Genomic DNA, 20,472 nt, shown 5'->3' on the forward strand with positions numbered 1-20,472 from the left:
AGCTTGCGCCTTTCTAGCGGTTTCGGCCGTGCTGGAAAAGCATCTACAGGCGCACAAACGGCTGGGCACGAATGCACAGCCCGCAATTAGGCAAAAAGGATTACGATTTAGGCAACAAAAAACCCCCGCACAGCAGCGCAGGGGTCGGTTTCACGTGGGTCAGCTTAGCTTTCGCCGGTCAGCCCTACGGCCTCGATCCCGGCCATACCCGCAATGACATCATTGTCCGACGTATCACCGGTGACACCAACCGCCCCAATGACATTGCCGCGCTTGTCGCGCACCAGAATGCCGCCAGGCACCGGAACAACCTGCCCGCCATAGACGCCATTCACAGCGGCCATGAAATAGGCCTGCTGTTCAGCGCGCGCCATTTGGGCGGTGCCTGCCATACCAAGCATGATCGCGCCATAGGCCTTACCATGAGCGATGCCAAATCGGCCCGGCGCTGCGCCATCGGCCCGTTCAAAGGCTTTCACATGGCCGCCCGCATCCAGCACCACAACCGAGAGGGGCTTGAACCCCATTTCGTCGCCTTTTGCCATTGCCTTGCGGATGATGCTGCGCGCTTTACTTGCGGAAATCTCTGCCATTTTTCTCTCCTCGTATGAGGGGTTTTCCCCCATCTTTGTTAATGGTTACGTTGTGCTTTCAGCTCGAGCCGGCGCTTGTGCAAAACAGGTTCGGTATAACCAGATGGCTGGATACGGCCCTTGAACACCAGATCACACGCAGCCTGGAAAGCGATACCGTCAAAATTCGGGGCCATCGGCAGATAAGACGGATCATCCGCATTCTGCCCATCCACAACCGCCGCCATTTTGCGCATCGCATCCATGACCTGCGCCTCGCCGACAACGTCATGATGCAACCAATTGGCCAAAGCCTGGCTGGAAATCCGGCACGTCGCGCGGTCCTCCATCAGGCCCACATCGTTGATATCAGGCACTTTTGAACACCCAACCCCCTGATCAACCCAGCGGACGACATAGCCCAGGATACCTTGGGCATTGTTTTCAATCTCGCGGGTGATTTGGTCTGCGGGCCAATCGGTTGTGCCCGCAACCGGGATCGTCAACAGATCCTCCAAAGTGCCGCGCGCACCGCCCGCTTTCAACTCATCCTGCCGCGCGATCACATCGATTTTGTGATAATGGGTCGCATGCAAGGTCGCCGCTGTCGGCGATGGCACCCAGGCACAATTGGCCCCGGCCATCGGATGGCCCGTCTTTGCTTCCAGCATATCGGCCATCCGGTCAGGCATGGCCCACATCCCCTTGCCGATCTGCGCTTTGCCCTGCAATCCACAAGCCAGACCAATATCCACATTGCGATCCTCATAGGATGCAATCCAGGCCGCATTCTTCATCTCGCCCTTGGGGATCATCGCACCAGCTTCCATGCTGGTATGAATCTCGTCCCCCGTCCGATCAAGGAAGCCTGTGTTGATAAAGGCCACCCGCGATTTCGCGGCGCGGATACATTCCTTAAGGTTTGCCGAAGTCCGGCGTTCTTCATCCATGATGCCCAGCTTGACCGTATTGGCAGGCAGGCCAAGGATCGCCTCGACCATGTCGAAAATCTCAACCGCAAAGGCGACCTCTTCAGGCCCGTGCATCTTGGGCTTGACCACATAGACCGAGCCATGGAGCGAATTGCCCCCGTCCCGTTGCAGATCATGCATCGCGATCAATGTGGTGCAGATTGCATCCATCAACCCTTCGCCGACCTCATCGCCATCGGCATCCAGGATCGCGGGATTTGTCATCAGGTGCCCGACATTGCGCACCAGCATCAGCGAGCGGCCCTTATGCGTAACGCTCTGCCCGTCGGGAGCCTGATAGATCACATCCGGGTTCAGTTCGCGGGTGAAGGTCTTGCCGCCTTTGGTGACCTCTTCGGTCAGATCGCCCTTCATCAGGCCCAGCCAATTGCGATAGGCGACAACCTTGTCTTCGGCATCAACGGCGGCGACGGAGTCTTCGCAATCCATGATCGTGGATAGTGCCGATTCCAGACGGATATCGCTGATGCCAGCCTTGTCTGTAGCGCCAATTGTGCTGCCCGGGTCGACCACGAGGCTGATCAGCAACCCATTGGCGCGCAACAACATCTCGGCCGGGGCATCACCTGACGCAGCGATATGGCCGGCAAATTGCGCGGGGTCCTTGAGTGCCGGTGAGAACAGACCGTCAGTGACGGACAAATCGGTCACATCCGCCCAAGACCCTGCGGCCAAAGGCACAGCCGCATCCAAATGCGCCCGGCCCCAAGCGATGGCCCGCGCGCCGCGCGCCGCGTCATAGCCTTTGCCTTCGGGCAGATCGCCCAGCGCATCGGTGCCATAGAGTGCATCATAAAGGCTGCCCCAACGTGCATTCGCCGCGTTCAGCGCAAAGCGCGCATTCATGATCGGCACCACCAGCTGCGGCCCCGGAAGGGTCGCAATTTCAGGGTCAACGTTCTGGGTCTCGATCTGAAAATCGGGACCTTCTTCAACCAGATAGCCGCTACCCCGCAGAAAATCCGTGTAGGCGGCCGCATCAAAGGGCTTACCGCGTTGGGCCACATGCCAGCCGTCAATATTGGCCTGAATATCGGCCCGCTTTTGCAGCAGCGCCTTATTGCGCGGGCCCATTTCGGCCACAAGCTTGGCAAATCCGGTCCAGAAAGCGTCAACATCAACGCCGGTTCCGGGCAAGGCCTGATCTTCCAGAAAGCTTGCAAGCGTCTTGGCGACTTGTAGCCCTTGCCTGTTGATCCGGTCTGTCATGATGTCTCCCCCTCTTTTGTTTGGATGTAATGTTGACCCTACGGCCTGCGTTTCGTTCCGATTTAGAACAGAAGTTTCCGATAGGCAACAAACCCTCAGCTATTCTTTTACCGCGTCCTCCGGCACCGCTCTGAGCAGTAGCGCACCTCGTCCCAGACCTTGGCCCATTTCTTGCGCCAAGTGAAAGGCTTTCCACATTCCGCGCAGCGTTTTTGTGGCAGATCAGTTTTGCGGCGCATTTTTGGCATAAGGTGCAAGCTATGGCGCAGCGCTGCGAATTCAAAAATTTTTGTCCGGCGGCCCCACGATCATGGTGGAACATCCCATCCGCTGCCCCTAGATTTCATGCAAGATCCAGCCAAAGGACCGTCCCATGAAAGATGCCGCCCCGCAGACCATTTACCTGAAGGACTACACGCCCCCGGCCTATCTGGTTGATGAGGTGCATCTGACCTTCAAGCTGCATCCGACGAAAACGCTGGTCCAATCGCGCATCGCCTTTCGCCCCAACCCCGAAAACCCCGACGGCAAGTTTGAGCTGCATGGGGAAGACCTGACTTTACACTGGGCCCGGATCAATGGGCAGGATTGGAAACCGGCAACCCGCAGCGGCATCCTGACCGCTAGCGCGCCAAACGCACCCTTCATTTGGGAGGCTCTGGTTGAGATCAACCCGTCCGCCAACACCGCGCTAGAGGGGCTTTATATGTCAAACGGCGTGTATTGCACCCAATGCGAGGCCGAGGGTTTTCGTAAGATCACTTATTACCCCGACCGCCCCGATGTGATGGCCCCGTTCACAGTGCGCATTGAAAGCGACCTGCCTGTGCTGCTGTCCAACGGCAACCCCACGGCCCAAGGCGAGGGCTGGGCGGAATGGCACGATCCATGGCCCAAGCCCGCGTATCTCTTTGCGCTTGTTGCGGGTGATCTGGTCAATGATGCGGACAGTTTCACCACCAAAAGCGGCAACGATATCGCGCTGAATATCTGGGTTCGCCCCGACGATATCGGCAAATGCGCCTTTGGGATGGAGGCGTTGAAAAAGTCCATGAAATGGGATGAGGATGTTTATGGCCGCGAATATGACTTGGATATTTTCAACATCGTGGCCGTCGATGATTTCAATATGGGGGCGATGGAAAACAAAGGGTTGAACATTTTCAACTCTTCTGCGGTTCTGGCGTCGCCCGAGACCTCAACGGATGCGAACTTTGAACGGATCGAAGCGATCATCGCCCATGAGTATTTCCACAATTGGACTGGCAATCGGATCACCTGCCGCGATTGGTTTCAGCTTTGCCTGAAAGAAGGGCTGACCGTCTTTCGCGACCAACAGTTTACCGGGGATATGCGCAGCCATGCGGTCAAACGTATTGACGATGCAATCGTCCTGCGCGCCTATCAATTCCGCGAAGACAACGGCCCCCTGGCCCACCCCGTGCGGCCTGCCAGCTTTGTCGAAATCAACAATTTCTATACTGTCACGGTTTATGAAAAAGGCGCCGAGATTATCGGCATGCTGAAACGCCTTGTTGGCGATGATGCCTATGCCCGGGCACTTGATTTGTATTTTGAACGGCATGACGGCGACGCCGCCACGATAGAGGATTGGCTGAAAGTCTTCGAAGACGCCACAGGCCGTGATCTGAGCCAATTTGCCCTATGGTATCATCAGGCGGGCACACCGCGCGTCACTGTGACCGAAGAATATGCAGACGGTGTGTACACCCTGCACCTAGGCCAACATATACCGGATACGCCCGGCCAAACCGATAAATCCTCTATGGTCATTCCGGTTGCCATCGGTCTACTGGATGAGAAGGGCCACGAGGTGCTGCCCACCACCATGCTTGAACTGACCGAAGCAACGCAGCGCTTTACCTTCCCCGATCTTGCCAGCAAACCTGTTCTGTCGGTACTGCGCGATTTTTCAGCCCCCGTCATCCTTGAGCATGAACAAAACAAAGCGCAGCGTGCTTTCCTGTTGGCCCATGATACGGATCCCTTCAACAAGTGGGACGCCGCCCGAAGCCTGGCGCAGGATGTGCTGACAGATATGGTACTGCATGATGCAGCCCCCGATGCGGCCTATCTGGATGGTCTTACCGCAGTACTGCGTGATGATAGCCTTGAACCTGCCTTCCGCGCCCGGGTTCTCAGCCCGCCGAGCCAGGATGATATCGCGCAGGCCCTTGTCGATGCGGGGCATGTTCCTGATCCGACAGCGATTTACCGGGCGCATGAGGCCCTGACACTGACAATCGCGCAGCATTTGCAGGATATCGCCCCCCGTATCTTTGCCGAAATGGCGGTGCCCGGCCCGTACAGCCCGGCGGCGGATGCGGCAGGCAAGCGGGCGCTTAGCAATACGATGTTATCGCTGATGTCCAAGACAGATGGCGGGCGGTTGGCAGCCCAGCAATACGACGCTGCCGACAATATGACACAGCAGCTTGCCGCGCTGACCGCCCTGCTGAAGATTGGCAAAGGGGCTGCCCAGACCCAGCAATTTGAACAGCAATGGCAGCATGACCGGCTCGTGATGGATAAATGGTTCGGCCTTCAGGTTGGCTGCGCCGCCCCTGAAACGGCCGCAGCTATTGCCGGGGCGCTGACCGATCATCCAGCCTTTACGATGAAAAATCCCAACCGTTTCCGCGCGGTCTTTGGGTCGCTCAAGGCCAATACGGCCGGGTTCCATGATCCTTCTGGCGCGGCCTATGATCTAATGGCCGATTGGCTGATCAAACTGGATGCACTGAACCCGCAAACAACCGCGCGTATGGTCACATCTTTTGATACCTGGCGGAGATACGATGCGGATCGGCAAGCTAAGATGCGCACAGCGCTTGAGCGCATCGCCAACGCCCCAGATCTATCGCGGGACACGACGGAAATGGTCACCCGAATGCTAGGCTAATCCTTGCCGATCTGCGCGCGCGCGGCCGCAATCCTTTGCCATCGAGCGCCGGATCGCATTTTGTCGTGGTATCGTTACAACCTCATGCCCATGTAAGTGTTATGGAACATCGTATCGAACCTTTGATTGCCGAACGTGCGCCTTGGCTTTATCGCAAGCGCCCCGGCACACGTATCGTCAAACGTGGCCTGCATAAAATGCTGGGCTATGATCAAACAGTAACGATCGCCAAATCGCTGGAACATGCGACCTCGGCGCAGATTATGGATGAGATGGCCGCCAAGCTGGCCCAGAGCGTGACAGCCAAAGGCTTGGGCAATATTCCGGCCCATGGCCCTGCCCTGATCGTGGCAAACCATCCAACGGGCATTGCCGATGGGATCATCCTCAACCACCTGATCACCAAAGCCCGGCCAGATGCCTATTTCTTTGCCAACCGCGATATTCTGCGCGTCTTGCCGCAAATGGAAAGCATGATCGCCCCGGTCGAATGGCGCGAAGAGCAGCGCAGCCATGCCAAGACCCGCGAGACGATGGCCTATGTTCGCAGCGCCACAAAAGAAGAGCGTCTTGGCGTGATCTTTCCATCAGGCCGCTTGGCGCAGCGGCGCGGGCTGCGGCTTTTTGAGCGGCCCTGGATGGCGTCGGCGGCGATGCTGGCACGTAGATTCGATCTGCCTGTCATTCCGGTGAATATTCAGGCCCGCAATTCGGCCCTGTTTTATCTGTTTGATCTGATCCATCCGACATTGCGGGATATCACCTTGTTTCATGAGACGTTGAACAAGGCCAAACAGCCCTTCCGCGTCACCGTGGGCGAGCCGATTTCCGCGGCGGCCATTCCCAAAAACTCGGAAGACGGGATCGCAATGCTGCGCAAGGCCACACTGGCCCTTGGCGGTAAGGACGCGCCGGCCGTCAATCTTGTGGCAGCGTCACGGTCGTGGCTGGGGCGTCGGCGAATAAACGAGGCCTGATGATCGGTCTGATACTACCCGGCACGCGGCAATAGCTTTGTGCCCGGGTCCAGGCGGCCATTTCGTTGCGCTTGGCCCGGCTGGTCATCGGCCCCCAATCCGCCGCAACGCCGCGCCAGCGCCCATCATGCAGCGCAACGGCCTGATCACGCGCGACCGTCACCGCCATAATACGGGCCGCACAATTCAGGTTGTTGGCCGCATTCTGCAATGCCGACCCGGTACCGGCGTAACAGCCATAACGCCGCGCTGTATCGGGATAAATTTGCAGCAGCCCATACCATCGATTACCGCCACCAATGGCGCGCGGATTATAGGTGCTTTCATGCTTGGACAGGGCTGACATCATCCCCACCCAAAACGCCTGCCGGTCCCGCGTCGATGCGGTTTCATAGCCTGGGCACCATGTTTCAATATCGCGCGGCACAATGCCGGTCAGCGCCTGCGCATGGGTCGCCACAGCCGACATGGCAGCGCGGGTCCATAAATGGCTGCCCTGTTGGAAATCCCAACGCGCACGTGGCAAAAACGGATCACGGGCAACGGGGCGGATATCGGGCGCTATGTCCGGCGTCACGGATGATTGCGCGAAGGCCGCGCTGGCGGCCAGCAGGCAGGCTGCAATGACGGGCAGAATTTTCATGCCCATCAGCCTGCACATGCGGCGCCAAACACGCAAGCGCTGCAAAAGAAACATGGCAGCTTTCAGCCGGGGTCCAAGTTCACTTGATGCCAGCCGCTCGTTCTTTTAAACCCCCATCAAACGCTGACCAAAGGATGTGCCAGATGCTTGATCTGACCTATGAGACCCCTGCCCCCAAAGTGATCGCCGGTGCAACAAGTGACTGGGAACTGGTCATCGGGCTTGAGGTGCACGCGCAGGTCGCCACAAATGCCAAGCTGTTCTCGGGCGCATCGACCCTTTTCGGGGCGGAACCAAACAGCAATGTGGCCTTTGTGGATGCGGGCATGCCAGGCATGCTGCCGGTGATCAACGAAGGTTGCGTTGCGCAGGCCGTTAAAACCGGTCTGGGGTTGAACGCCCAAATCAACCTGAAATCCGCCTTTGACCGCAAGAACTATTTCTACCCTGACTTGCCGCAGGGCTATCAGATTTCGCAGCTTTATCATCCCATCGTCGGCGAGGGTGAAGTGCTTGTTGAAATGGGTGATGGCAAGGCGCGTAATGTGCGGATTGAACGTATTCACTTGGAACAAGATGCGGGTAAATCGATCCATGACATGGATCCAGCGATGTCTTTCGTGGACCTTAACCGGACCGGTGTCGCCCTGATGGAGATCGTCAGTCGCCCCGATATTCGCGGCCCAGAAGAGGCCGCCGCCTATGTGCTGAAACTGCGCCAGATTCTGCGTTATCTGGGCACTTGTGACGGCAATATGCAAAACGGGAACCTGCGGGCGGATGTCAACGTTTCGGTTTGTCGCCCTGGGGACTATGAAAAATATCAGGAAACGCAGGATTTTTCCCATTTGGGCACGCGTTGCGAGATCAAGAACATGAACTCAACCCGCTTTATCCAGCAGGCGATTATGGTCGAGGCGGATCGCCAAATTGGCATCATCGAAGCTGGCGGATCGGTGGATCAGGAAACGCGTCTCTATGATCCGGACAAAAATGAAACGCGGTCCATGCGCTCAAAAGAAGAAGCGCATGATTACCGCTATTTCCCCGATCCTGACCTGCTGCCGCTTGAAATCGAACAGGCTTGGGTTGACGACATCAAGGCGGCATTGCCCGAGCTTCCCGACCAGAAAAAAGCCCGGTTTATCGGTGATTTCGGCCTGTCGGACTATGATGCCTCGGTTCTGACCGCCGAAGCCGAAAACGCCGCCTTTTTCGAACAAGTGGCCGAGGGCCACGATGGGAAACTCGCCGCGAACTGGGTCATTAACGAACTGTTCGGCCGCCTCAAAAAGGACGACAAGGATATTGAAAGCAGCCCAATCTCGGCCGCGCGTCTGGGACAGATCGTCGGGTTGATCAAGGCCGGTGATATCTCGGGCAAGATCGCCAAGGATGTTTTCGAAATCGCCTATACCCAAGACCGCGACCCGGCTGAGATTGTCGAGACCGAAGGCATGAAGCAAGTCACAGATACCGGCGCCATTGAAACGGCTGTGAATGAGATCATCGCCGCCAATCCAGCGCAGGTCGAAAAGGCCAAGGACAATCCCAAACTCGCGGGCTGGTTTGTTGGTCAGGTGATGAAGGCCACAAGCGGCAAGGCAAACCCTGCTGCGGTCAACCAGATCGTTAAAGAAAAGCTGGGACTTTGACAGCCCGCTGCACTGGCCCAATTTGGCCCATTAACGACGCAGCTTGGCAAATCCTTGGAATCATTCCCCGGGTTTGCTAAAAGCGCTGGGTGCGAATAGGGGTGATGTGATGTCATATGAATATAAAGTTGTGCCAGCGCCGACCCGCGGGTTGAAAGCCAAAGGCATCAAAACGGCCGAAGAACGCTTTGCAAATGCGCTGCAAACCGAAATGAACACACTGGCCGCCGATGGCTGGGACTATCTGCGCACAGACACATTGCCATCCGAACAGCGCGAAGGTCTGATGGGCAAGACAACCGTGTATCAGAACATGTTGGTGTTCCGCCGTCCTCTGAAAGCCAAGCAGGAATCAGCGCCCAAACAGGCCGAAGCCTTGAAACCAATCGCCAGGCCAACCCCGCCCGTTGTGACCGAAAAGACAGGCGACGAGCGTCTTGCCGAAAAGAAAAAGGTCACGCCACCTACCCCAGTGGTCGCACCTAAGCCCCCGTCATCAGACGTGGCTGCTGAATAACTAACGAATATCGATTGCCAGGGCGTGAATACGCCCGATAATCTCAGCCCCCAAGGCGGCATGTATGGCACGATGCCGCGCGAGCCGTGACAGATTATCCAGTTCTGGGGCGCGGATCACGACCCGCCAATGACTTTCACCTGATCCGTCATCGCCCGCGTGACCGGCATGTTGCGCGCTTTCGTTCAGCACTTCTAAATGGGTTGGCGAAAGTTTTTGCAGTGACGTGATAATTTCTGTCTCTAGCGTCATTATTCTGATCCTACCCTCTTCAATCTCTCGGTCAGTGGTTTAAAGTCTAACGTCCGCAACGAAAAGATGAGTCGCGTCATGAAGAAAGATGATCCCTTTGGTTTTGACATGTCCGTGTCGAGTTCAAAGAAGAAAAACCCGCGCGGGCGGCGTGGCATGTCCGGTGCATCCGAGACATCGACCCGGGTCTGCGACCATGAGGGTTGCCAAGAGGCGGGCAAATACCGTGCGCCAAAATCGCCGGACATTCTGGATGACTATTATTGGTTCTGCCAGCAACATGTGCGCGAATATAACCTGAAATGGAATTTCTTTGACACCACATCCGAGGCTGAGTTGGCCGCACAAATGGATCAAGATCGCGTCTGGGAGCGTCCGACAAAACCATTTAAGCGAACCGTCGAAGAACGTGCCTGGGCAAGGCTTGGTGTCGATGATCCCCATCAGGTGTTGGGCGCAAATGCGACGCAAAACCCTGGGCGCGGTACGACGGCTGGCCGCAAGCTCCCGCCGACCGAACGGCGCGCCATTGAGATCCTTGAAGCCAAGGATAGCTGGTCAAAGCCTGAAATTCGCAAGGCCTATAAGGCCCTGATCAAAGTCCTGCACCCAGACATGAATGGTGGTGATCGCAGCCAAGAAGAACAGCTGGCTGAAGTCGTCTGGGCCTGGGATCAGGTAAAGGTCAGCCGCAACTTCCGTGAAAAGGATTGATCCCGCCCGGAGCCGCCGGTTGAAGAAAATAAAATGGCGCGCCGTGATGGCGCGCCTTTTGACTCAAGAACTTATTACCAACAGAAACTTAGCGCCAGGTTTGCCGTCTGGATCGGTAGAGGTTTTCCTGCGACAGGCGGCTCAGCGCCCCCACAGCGCGGCCAGAACCTGACCGAATAAAATCGTCCATCCGCTCGCGGGCTGCGAAAACCAGAAGTACATGTGCGCCTGCGGCCCCGATCATCCAAGCAGCAGCGAGCCATGGCTGATTGATGAACTCTGTCATCAAAAGGATCGGGCCATAAACGCCGCCCAAGAGCGGATCAATCATCAGACCTGCGGCCACCGAGGCGATCAGCGCGATTGCGACACCGCCGACAATGGCCCGCAAGCTGCCAAGGATACCTTCGCCGCCCATCCAGCCCCGCGCCAGAGACATTCCGATGATGCCGCTGATTGCGCCCGCTGAGATGATCCAATAGCTAAACCAGCTTTTGTCACCCCACAACAAGCTATCGCCTTCGATACCGGACATGATCAGGATGGTCATTCCCGCCGTCATTGCCACGATGGCGGCATATGCGGCGATGGTCGCTTTTTCTGGGCGATCCAATGTGAATTTTTCGATCAAACGCGCTGACATTGCGCCTACTCCTATAACAACAATCTAATTTCCAGGACCGTCGCATGAAAGAGGGGACGAAATATGTGTCCAAACTCACATCGCGGTTAAATCTAGGCAATTTTGTGCCACATTTTACGGGTCTCAACAATAAAAAATGGCGGATTTTCGCCTAAATTTGGTTAACGCACGGAATTTCTTGTCAAATTTTCCCGCAACCAAAAGGCGATCCGCACCCCTGATTGTTAAAAATGCGTTAACAATGCTGCTTCGAATCAAAGAACCGTCCCGTGATGGGGTGTGTTTCGGACGGTTTCGGGTCATATTTTGCCAACTTACTTGCGCCCCTCCCCGCCCAGCCAGCGAATTTCAGGGAATCACCTACCCGCCACATGCATCCCGAACCAATTCCATCCGCATTTGCCGCAACAATGTGCGCTGCCACCCCTTCCACTTGCAGCGCAGCCCGTTATGTTGCATCTGCGCAAGAACGCACCTGAGATCCAACAGAAAGCAAGACGCATGGCCGACGGAAGCACCGATATGCAGGCGAAACCCACCGAAGAGATTTCTGTCAGAGATGTCTTTGGCATTGACAGCGATATGAAGATCAAAGGGTTTGCAGATCGGACGGACCGCGTCCCCGAGATCGACAGCACGTATAAATTCGACCCCGACACGACGCTCGCGATCCTGGCTGGTTTTGGCTATAACCGCCGCGTTATGGTCCAAGGCTATCACGGCACGGGGAAGTCGACCCATATCGAACAGGTCGCTGCCCGTCTGAACTGGCCTGCTGTCCGCGTTAATCTTGATAGCCATATCAGCCGGATCGATTTGATCGGGAAAGATGCCATCAAACTGCGCGATGGCGTGCAGGTTACTGAATTTCACGAAGGCATCCTGCCTTGGGCCCTGCGCAACCCTGTGGCAATCGTTTTTGACGAATATGATGCCGGCCGCGCGGATGTGATGTTTGTGATCCAGCGTGTGCTTGAAGCCGACGGCAAGTTGACCTTGATGGATCAGAACGAAATCATCACGCCGAACCCGTATTTCCGGCTATTTGCAACAGCAAACACCGTTGGGCTGGGCGACACGACGGGGCTATATCACGGCACGCAGCAGATTAACCAAGCCCAGATGGACCGTTGGTCACTGGTGGCGACCTTGAACTATCTCAGCCACGATGCAGAGGCCGCGATCATTCTGTCCAAGTCGCCGCATTTCAATACTGAACATGGCCGCAAATCGATCAGCCAGATGGTAACTGTGGCCGACCTTACACGGACCGCGTTCATGAATGGCGATCTGTCCACCGTGATGTCCCCCCGGACCGTCCTGGCCTGGGCCGAGAACGCACGGATTTTCAACGATATTGGCTACGCCTTCCGGCTTTCATTCCTGAATAAATGTGATGAGCTTGAGCGTCAGACAGTTGCTGAATTCTATCAGCGCTGCTTTGATGAAGAACTGCCAGAAAGCGCTGCAAGCCAAAGCCTCGCCTAGCAATCGACTGCGCCATTGATCGCACAAACGCCTCGGCATCGCTGCCGGGGCGTTCTGTTTTGCGCGATCTATAATCGCTAAAGTTTTCATTATGCACACTTGATTGGCGATAAATTTGCATACATGATTACTTTATGGGCGCAATAAGGATTTCCATTCTATCATTCATCCTACTGGCTTTGGTCCAAGCCACTACCGCGCGCGCGGCCCCGTCCCACGAAAATCAGCTTCACTATTTTGCCACCTGTACAGGGCGCTTGTCTGCGCTGATGGAACATCAATGGATGTTCGATGGTGCCGCATCTGAGCAAACCAAGCGGCAGCGGGCGTCAATGATTGATTTGGTCACCGCAATTGCGAAACCGGATGAAGGGCGGCAGGTGCTGCATTGGCGCCTCATGGCCAAGCATGCGCAGTCGGTTTTGTTGACCCGTGCAACCTTCAATGACGATCCTGCCGATGCAGCCTGGGCTGAGGCACGCGCGGTTAGCCTGACCCAAGAATGCGCAGGGTTACTTACGAGCTAACCTCTCGCTATTTCGGGACGCAGAACGTAGCCTGACCCCATCGCCATATTGATGGAGCTGTTTATGCAAAAGCCATTCTTCCTTATTGTTATCCTTGCCACCTACGTGATGGCCCATCCCGCCAAAGCGCAACAGGAGGCGGCTACTCTTGCCCGCTTGATCGACACAATCTGCATTGACCTGACCGAGGATATCGGCTGCGAACAAGTCACGCTTTTGAAAAGCGCCGATGAGCGAGGCAGCGCAGATATTTTTGTGATGCCAAATGTGCAGGACAATTTAGCTGAGCCAATCCTGGTTGTCCGCAATGCGGTTTGGAGCGGCGGGATGTTTGGCGATACGCCCTATCTAGAACGTTCTGAGCAGGGTTCACTGATGATCCATTCAGAACAATCTGGCTCAGGCCGAAATCCGTGGCGTCTTACCCATACGGTCGCGATGCGCGATGGCATCCTGATGCTGGTGGGTTATACGTTCACAACATATGACCGGCTGGATAACAGCATATTCGCTTGCGATATCAACCTTCTGACAGGCGCTTACGAAGTTTCGGGCACGCCGCCGCAAGTAGATCCCGAAACCGGCGATCTGACGGATGATGATCGCCTTTTTGAGCAATCCGGGCGTGATGCCCCCTCGGCCACCCCGTTGGCCGATCTGACATATGACTACCATCTGCCAGCGCGTTGTGCGCAGCTGCGCGATACATGGGAGCTCGACTGACGAACTTGGCTGACTTGGCCTTGCCCCGGTGCCCGACCAATGATCTAACGGCCCTATGAGTAAGCCATCCGACAACCCAGCCGACCCGTTCAAAAAAGCGCTTGCCGAAGCGACCAAGGTCTTGGCCGATGATGCCGAACTTTCGGTCACCTATTCGGTCGATCCTGCGGGTCAAACAGCCGATACGATCCGCCTGCCCCAGGTCAGCCGCCGGATGAACCGTGATGAGGTGCTTTTGGCACGCGGAACCGCTGATGCCTATGCGCTGCGCCATAAGTTTCACGACCCGGGTGTCGCCGCGCGGTATATGCCCCAAGGGCAAATGGCACGTGATCTATATGATGCTATGGAAACGGCCCGCATCGAAGCCGTGGGCGCGCAGCACATGCCCGGCACTGCGGGAAACATCGATGCGAAGATCGAAAATGAGGCGCTGCGCAAAGGGTATGAACAAATCGGCCAAGCCTCTGATGCCCCTCTGGCCGTGGCCGCGGGCTATCTGATCCGGCATCTTGCCACGGGCCGCGATCTGCCCAAGGGGGCGGCCAATGTCATGGAGCTGTGGCGCGGCTTTATCGAAGATCATTGCGGCACTGCGCTGGAAAACCTGTCCGAGACACTGAATGACCAACAGGCCTTTGCCAGATTGGCCCGCCAGCTGATCAGCAACATGGGATATGGCGACCAATTGGGGGATGACCCCGATAGTCTTGATGAGGATCAAGAGGACAACGCCGAAGAAGCCCAAGACGATCAGGAAGACGAAGCTGACACCACTGGCGATGATGAGAGTGATGGCGAAGACGCTGAAGGCAGCCCCGAGCAAAGCCAGGAAGAGCAACAGGATGCCAGCCAAGCCCAGATCAGCATGGATGATCAGGCTGATGCAGAAATGGGCGAAGAAACAGAAATGCCCGAAGGTGAGGCACCACTGGATCCGCCCATGCCGCAGCCTGTCTCGGACGCGGACCCTGATTATAGTGTATCGACCACAGATTTTGACGAAGAAATCGCGGCAGAAGATCTTGCCGAACCGGTCGAGCTGGAACGGCTGCGCGCCTATCTTGACCAGCAACTTGAGCCATTGAAAGGTGCCGTGTCCCGTCTGGCCAATAAGTTGCAGCGCCGGTTGCAGGCCCAGCAGAACAGATCATGGGAATTCGACCGCGAAGAAGGCATTCTGGACGCCGGTAGGCTGGCGCGGATCGTGGCCTCGCCCACGACGCCGCTGTCCTTCAAGGTCGAAAAGGATATGGAATTCCGCGATACGGTTGTGACGCTGCTGCTGGATAACTCGGGCTCTATGCGCGGGCGTCCGATTTCGATTGCCGCCATTTGCGCCGACGTTATGGCGCGTACGCTCGAGCGTTGCGATGTGAAGGTCGAGATTTTGGGTTTCACCACAAAGGCTTGGAAAGGCGGGCAATCGCGCGAGAAATGGCTGGCTGATGGGCGCGGCGCCACCCCTGGCCGGCTGAATGACCTGCGCCATATCATCTATAAGTCGGCTGATGCCCCCTGGCGGCGGACACGTCCCAATTTGGGGCTGATGATGAAAGAAGGACTGCTGAAGGAAAACATCGACGGCGAGGCGCTGGAATGGGCGCATCGGCGTCTGGCGCTGCGCGGCGAGCAGCGCAAGATCCTTATGGTGATTTCGGATGGAGCGCCGGTCGACGATTCAACTTTGTCCGTTAACCCAGCGAATTATCTGGAAAAACACCTGCGTGATGTGATCGAGATGGTCGAAAAACGCAAGGCGGTCGAGCTTGTCGCAATCGGGATCGGTCATGATGTCACCCGTTACTATGAACGTGCGGTGACCATCACGGATGTCGAACAATTGGCTGGTGCGATGACCGAACAATTGGCTAGCTTGTTTGACAGCGACCCACGCAAGCGGGCGCGGGTCATGGGCATGCGAAAAGCGAGCTGAGCGATATCAAATTTCTAGAAATTTGATACGGCACAAATGATTAAGGTTTCACTATATGTTTCAAACATTTGAAAGCCAGTCCTCACCTGATCAAGGACCGCCAAGACTGGTCCGATTGCGCGATCGGATGGCCCAAAACAAAGTTGATTGTTTCCTGGTTCCCCGCGCTGATGCACATCAAGGCGAATATGTCGCTGACAGGGATGCGCGCCTTGAATGGTTGACCGGATTTAGCGGTTCAGCGGGGTTTTGCGCTGTTCTAAATCACATCGCTGGCATCTTTGTAGACGGGCGTTACCGCGTACAAGTCCGCGCCGAAGTTGCGGATGTATTTACACCCATTCCCTGGCCGGAAGAGCAGCTTGCCGATTGGCTCAAAGCAAATCTTCCCGCTGGGCGCACCATCGCCTTTGATCCGTGGCTGCACACTGTACGCGAAGTGAACCAACTGCAAACCGCGCTGACCGACTATACACTTACCCCGATAGAAAATCTCGTGGATGCCATCTGGGATGATCAACCTGCCCCGCCAAGCGCCCCATTCTTTGCGCAACCCTTGGCACAGGCGGGCGAGCCGCATGCCGAAAAGCGCAACCGGCTGGCAACCGACCTTGACGCGCAATCCGCAATTATCACCCTGCCCGACAGTATCGCCTGGCTTTTGAACATCCGGGGCAATGACATTCCACGCAACCCCGTTCCGCAGGCCTTTGCGATCCTGGACCAATCAGGCAAGGTCGCCCTTTTTGCAGGCGACGGCAAAGCACGCGATGTTTTAGACCACCTTGGGGCCGAAGTCGAAATTCGCCCAGTGGCCGCATTTCTTGATGCCGTTGCCGCCCTGCCCGGTCCTGTCAGGATTGATCCACAATCCTGCCCGCAGATCATCCAGACCACCTTGCAGGATGCCGATGTCGCCGTACTCGAAAAACGCGACCCGTGCATTCTGCCAAAGGCGCGCAAGAACCAGACCGAGATTGATGGCGCGCGCGCCGCGCATGAACGCGACGGGATTGCGATGGTGCAATTTCTGGCCTGGCTTGACGTCGAAGCCCCCAAAGGCACCTTGTCCGAAATCGATGTTGTCCGCGCCCTGGAAGGCTTCCGCGCGCAGACAAACGCTTTGCGCGATATCAGTTTTGACACGATCTGCGGCGCGGGCCCGCATGGGGCGATTGTGCATTACCGCGTTAATGAAAAAACCAACCGGACGATTGGCCTGAATGAGCTGCTTTTGGTGGATAGCGGTGGTCAGTATGTCGACGGCACGACCGATATCACCCGCACAGTTGTCATTGGAACGCCCGATGCCGAACAGCGCGCCTGCTACACGCGTGTCCTGCAGGGTATGATTGCAGTCAGCCGCGCACGTTTTCCCAAAGGGGTTGGCGGGCAGCATTTGGATGCGCTGGCCCGCGCCCCGCTCTGGATGGCGGGACTGGATTATGATCACGGCACGGGGCACGGCGTCGGCAGCTATCTGTGCGTGCATGAAGGCCCGCAAGGGATCTCGCGCCGCTCTACTGTAGCTCTCGAACCCGGCATGATCCTATCCAATGAGCCAGGCTATTACCGCGAGGGCGCGTTTGGCATTCGTATTGAAAACCTGATTGTTGTCCGCGACGCCGCCCCAATCGCGGGCGGAGACGATCGCGCGATGCTGGATTTTGAAACGCTTACCTATGTGCCCTTTGACCGACAACTGATCGATACCCAATTGCTCAGCACGCAAGAACGGGACTGGATCGATCGCTACCATGCTGATACATTGCAGCAGCTGGCGCCCCGACTGGATGATGCCCCACTTGCGTGGCTGCGTCGCGCCTGCGCGCCGCTTTGACATCAAAGCGTTACAGCGAACGCCTAGACGACCAAGACCCTAACTGGCGCTTTCAATCGCGCCCATGAAAGGACACGCCTATGGCTGATCATATCAAAATTCGGCCCGCTTCGGGCACTTGGGTTGTCCGGGCCGCAGGCGCCGTTTTAGGCGAAAGCAGTAATGCGCTGGAATTGATCGAAGGGGATTTTCCTCCGGTCACCTATTTTCCCCGCAGCGGCATCGCAATGACCTTTCTGGAACCGAGCGAGACAAGCTCGCATTGCCCGCATAAGGGCGAAGCCAGCTATTTCACAATCGTCGCCAAAAGCGGCCCGATTGCCGATGCCGCTTGGTCTTATGAGGCCCCCAAAACAGAGGTCGCGGCGATCAAGGATCATATCGCCTTTTATACTGCGAAGGTCACCGTAGAAGAGGTTTAGTTTAGTCTGGTCTTGGCGTCAGGGCTTTAGGAATGCTCTTCGGCTGCGGTGTCTGACAGCGCTTTATTCATCGCCCTTAACGCATCGACTTGGAATAATGCGCCCCAAAGCTCGGGCGGGCTATCTTCGCCGCCCAGCGTCACCACCGGGATGTACCGGTAGCCGCCCTGATCAAAAAGTGGCATGGCCTGCTCAAGCGTCGCATTGCCATCAATGTAGACGCCGTCGCGTACCAAATCCCAGCAGGCCTCTTCCTCGGCCCCATTGGCGGCACCTTGCGCGCGCATGACGCTGACGACTTTGAACGTCGCCAGCAGATAGGCTTGTGGCCCGGCTGCAAGATGCACATTGCGCCGCTCAAGCTGGGTCAAAAAGAATGATCGGTCCACCATCCGCGAGGACAGCGCCGAAGACAGCGACACAGCGACCATCACCGCAAGGCCGGTTTGCCAGTCGCCCGTCAGTTCGAACACAATCAAGGTTGTGGAAATCGGCGCGCCCAGCACCCCAGCGGCCACGGCCCCCATTCCGGCCAACGCATAAAGCGTTCCCTCACCCGACACGGTGGGAAAGATCGATGTCGCGATGATGCCAAAGGCCAATCCGGTCAGCGCGCCGACCATCAATGAAGGCGAGAAAACGCCGCCGCCCATCCGCCCCCCCATGGTGATCGCAACCGCGATGATCTTGAGGATCACAAAGATGATTGCTTCGTGCAGCAACAGCTCTCCGGTGAGTGCGGCCGATGTGGTTTCATACCCGACCCCAATGATATGCGGCCACCAAATCGCCAAACCGCCTAGCAAAGCGCCAGCAACGGCCGGGCGTAAGAAACGCGGCAAACCCGTAAGCTCTTGCAGCCGGTTGCCCACGTCATCAACAAAAAAGATCGCTTTCATCAAGACAACGGCGACCAGACCGCAGACCAGCCCCAGGATCAAAAACGCCGGCAATTCGACATAGAAGGCCAACGCGTTTTGCACAGGCAGCACAAATTCCGTCACGTCGCCAAAAACCAGCCTGTTGATGACGGTTCCCACCGCCGATGCGATCACAATTGGCGCAAAGGCATGGACGGCGAAATGCCGTAAGACAACTTCCAATGCGAATAGCGCCCCCGCAATCGGCGCATTGAAACTGGCCGATACTGCGGCAGCGACGGCGCAGCCCAGCAAATCACGCCCCGTGATCCCATTTGCCCTGATCCAACGGCAAACACCGGTGGATACGACCGCCGCTAAATGCACCACCGGTCCCTCGCGCCCGCTTGATCCGCCTGTCGATAAGGTAATCATCGACGCCGCCGCCGAGGCAAGGCCGCGCCGTATTTCCACGCGCCCCTCTGCCAAAGCCGCCCCTTCGATCACGTCAGCAACCGAACGGACCCGTCCGTCATCAGTAAACCGATCCAGAATGAGACCGACGATCAATCCGCCACATATCGGGATCAGCAGGATCTGATACCATGCCAGCCCTGCCACGAAGGAATGCAGAAATCGGACGTCCTGCGTGCCATAGACGGTTGCCTGAATAAACTCGATCCCGAGACGAAAAAGGACAGCAACCACGCCCGCACTGATACCAATGGCCAACGCGATAAACCAAAACTGGATTTGGCTGGGCCCACGGGTTTTCATGACATGGGCAGCGCGCCAACATGCATCAGACAGTTCTGTAATGCCCTTTTGCATCACTGATTTGTCTGGATTACCCATAGCGCCTGCTTTCCAATCGGCTTGCCTCATCAGAAAGCTGGCCGATCATACTCTTCACAACCGTTCTAGAGCGAATTTGGTTTGCTCTGCAACATCAGGACCCGGTTGAGATTTTCAATTTTTCTGGACATGTTGCACAGGGCGCATTTTCCGCCGCCCCGTCTTTGCTTCGCCCACGCGTCCGAAGATGAGAGCCGGGCAAATACCAGCTGTCTGTTGCGCCATCAGATCACGGGAACGTGAGGTCATCACACCCGATTTTCGGCAGACCGATTAACCATTTAAGGTTGCATTTTAGACATTGGGTATAAGGGAATCACTGCGAATCTCATCGCACAACTTCGCGGTAGCGTCGGTGAAATTACGACCGGTCAACCGCACCCAAAGTCAATAAAAAAAGCCATATCATTACGCTTCTTTCCAAAAAATGAGACCGAAACTCACCGAAACCGGGAGCCACCTCATGCAACCTCCAATCGTAGGTCAGCACTACTGACATACTTTGGTACAGGTTGATTGACTTATAGACGAGCCGGTATATTTGTTTTGCAGGTCAGTATGACCTGGTGTCGTTAACAAGTGTCTTTGCTTGTTCCATAGTTGGACCCTCAAGCAAAGTGTTACGGGGAAAAGACGTTTGCGGCTTTTTCTAAGTGTGATTGCTGGACGTGTCGGAGGTGAGTGGCCGATCGTACAGAATTAAAGAGTGGGTTGGGTAACCCGT

Annotated in this window: 18 protein-coding genes; 11 read left to right on the plus strand and 7 right to left on the minus strand. The window is 56.5% G+C overall.

Going from position 1 to position 20,472, the window contains the following annotated elements:
- Positions 1-164 precede the first annotated feature (164 nt).
- The 3 genes from AABB29_RS18035 to AABB29_RS18045 form a co-directional block, all read right to left on the minus strand.
- Positions 165-593 (minus strand): heme-binding protein, encoded by a 429-nt coding sequence (locus AABB29_RS18035; RefSeq protein ID WP_341365593.1) that lies wholly within the window; start codon positions 591-593, stop codon positions 165-167.
- 38 nt (positions 594-631) lie between these two features.
- Positions 632-2,773: a malate synthase G gene (locus AABB29_RS18040; protein WP_341365592.1), complete on the minus strand. Its 2,142-nt coding sequence runs from the start codon at positions 2,771-2,773 to the stop codon at positions 632-634.
- A 107-nt stretch (positions 2,774-2,880) separates the two neighbouring features.
- Positions 2,881-3,021 (minus strand): DUF2256 domain-containing protein, encoded by a 141-nt coding sequence (locus AABB29_RS18045; protein WP_373636663.1) that lies wholly within the window; start codon positions 3,019-3,021, stop codon positions 2,881-2,883.
- A 125-nt stretch (positions 3,022-3,146) separates the two neighbouring features.
- On the opposite strand from AABB29_RS18045, the gene pepN reads away from it, so the two are divergent.
- Complete coding sequence (gene pepN, locus AABB29_RS18050) at positions 3,147-5,696, plus strand: aminopeptidase N (RefSeq protein WP_341365590.1); 2,550 nt, start codon at positions 3,147-3,149, stop codon at positions 5,694-5,696.
- Between the two features lie 101 nt (positions 5,697-5,797).
- Positions 5,798-6,673, plus strand: a complete 876-nt coding sequence (locus AABB29_RS18055) for a 1-acyl-sn-glycerol-3-phosphate acyltransferase (RefSeq protein ID WP_373636664.1) — start codon at positions 5,798-5,800, stop codon at positions 6,671-6,673.
- On the opposite strand, the gene AABB29_RS18060 is transcribed toward AABB29_RS18055, so the two are convergent.
- Complete coding sequence (locus AABB29_RS18060) at positions 6,615-7,316, minus strand: transglycosylase SLT domain-containing protein (RefSeq protein ID WP_341365589.1); 702 nt, start codon at positions 7,314-7,316, stop codon at positions 6,615-6,617. The genes AABB29_RS18055 and AABB29_RS18060 overlap by 59 nt on opposite strands.
- Before the next feature lie 143 nt (positions 7,317-7,459).
- On the opposite strand from AABB29_RS18060, the gene gatB reads away from it, so the two are divergent.
- Together gatB and AABB29_RS18070 are read left to right on the plus strand one after the other, a co-directional pair.
- Positions 7,460-8,971, plus strand: a complete 1,512-nt coding sequence (gene gatB / locus AABB29_RS18065) for an Asp-tRNA(Asn)/Glu-tRNA(Gln) amidotransferase subunit GatB (protein WP_341365588.1) — start codon at positions 7,460-7,462, stop codon at positions 8,969-8,971.
- 109 nt (positions 8,972-9,080) lie between these two features.
- On the plus strand, positions 9,081-9,488 hold the full coding sequence (locus tag AABB29_RS18070; RefSeq protein ID WP_341365587.1) for a DUF4177 domain-containing protein: 408 nt from the start codon (positions 9,081-9,083) through the stop codon (positions 9,486-9,488).
- On the opposite strand, the gene AABB29_RS18075 is transcribed toward AABB29_RS18070, so the two are convergent.
- The gene (locus AABB29_RS18075) at positions 9,489-9,740 is read right to left on the minus strand and encodes a BolA family protein (protein ID WP_341365586.1); all 252 of its coding nucleotides are present in this window, start codon (positions 9,738-9,740) and stop codon (positions 9,489-9,491) included. It lies immediately after the preceding gene.
- Positions 9,741-9,818: 78 nt separating this feature from the next.
- On the opposite strand from AABB29_RS18075, the gene AABB29_RS18080 reads away from it, so the two are divergent.
- Positions 9,819-10,454, plus strand: coding sequence for a J domain-containing protein (locus AABB29_RS18080; RefSeq protein WP_341365585.1), 636 nt, complete (start codon positions 9,819-9,821; stop codon positions 10,452-10,454).
- Between the two features lie 88 nt (positions 10,455-10,542).
- Here the strand turns inward: AABB29_RS18080 and AABB29_RS18085 are convergent, their stop codons facing one another.
- A complete protein-coding gene (locus AABB29_RS18085) occupies positions 10,543-11,097 on the minus strand; it encodes a hypothetical protein (protein WP_373636665.1) in 555 nt (184 codons plus the stop codon).
- A gap of 501 nt (positions 11,098-11,598) precedes the next feature.
- Between AABB29_RS18085 and cobS the strand changes: the two genes are divergently transcribed.
- The 6 genes from cobS to AABB29_RS18115 all read left to right on the plus strand — a co-directional run bounded on the left by cobS (position 11,599) and on the right by AABB29_RS18115 (position 18,033).
- On the plus strand, positions 11,599-12,585 hold the full coding sequence (gene cobS, locus AABB29_RS18090; RefSeq protein ID WP_341365583.1) for a cobaltochelatase subunit CobS: 987 nt from the start codon (positions 11,599-11,601) through the stop codon (positions 12,583-12,585).
- A gap of 134 nt (positions 12,586-12,719) precedes the next feature.
- Entirely contained in the window at positions 12,720-13,112 is a 393-nt protein-coding gene (locus tag AABB29_RS18095) for a hypothetical protein (protein ID WP_341365582.1), read from the plus strand.
- Between the two features lie 63 nt (positions 13,113-13,175).
- A complete protein-coding gene (locus AABB29_RS18100; protein ID WP_341365581.1) occupies positions 13,176-13,835 on the plus strand; it encodes a hypothetical protein in 660 nt (219 codons plus the stop codon).
- 55 nt (positions 13,836-13,890) lie between these two features.
- Positions 13,891-15,771 carry a cobaltochelatase subunit CobT gene (gene cobT, locus AABB29_RS18105; protein WP_341365580.1) on the plus strand — a complete coding sequence of 627 codons (1,881 nt, stop codon included), beginning with the start codon at positions 13,891-13,893 and terminating at the stop codon, positions 15,769-15,771.
- Positions 15,772-15,826: 55 nt separating this feature from the next.
- Complete coding sequence (locus tag AABB29_RS18110; protein WP_341365579.1) at positions 15,827-17,611, plus strand: aminopeptidase P family protein; 1,785 nt, start codon at positions 15,827-15,829, stop codon at positions 17,609-17,611.
- An 80-nt stretch (positions 17,612-17,691) separates the two neighbouring features.
- The gene (locus tag AABB29_RS18115) at positions 17,692-18,033 is read left to right on the plus strand and encodes a DUF427 domain-containing protein (RefSeq protein WP_341365578.1); all 342 of its coding nucleotides are present in this window, start codon (positions 17,692-17,694) and stop codon (positions 18,031-18,033) included.
- Positions 18,034-18,059: 26 nt separating this feature from the next.
- Here the strand turns inward: AABB29_RS18115 and AABB29_RS18120 are convergent, their stop codons facing one another.
- Positions 18,060-19,748, minus strand: a complete 1,689-nt coding sequence (locus AABB29_RS18120; RefSeq protein ID WP_373636666.1) for a chloride channel protein — start codon at positions 19,746-19,748, stop codon at positions 18,060-18,062.
- Between the last annotated feature and the right edge of the window lie 724 nt (positions 19,749-20,472).

Source organism: Yoonia sp. BS5-3, assembly GCF_038069655.2.
GTDB classification, from domain to species: Bacteria; Pseudomonadota; Alphaproteobacteria; order Rhodobacterales; family Rhodobacteraceae; genus Yoonia; species Yoonia phaeophyticola.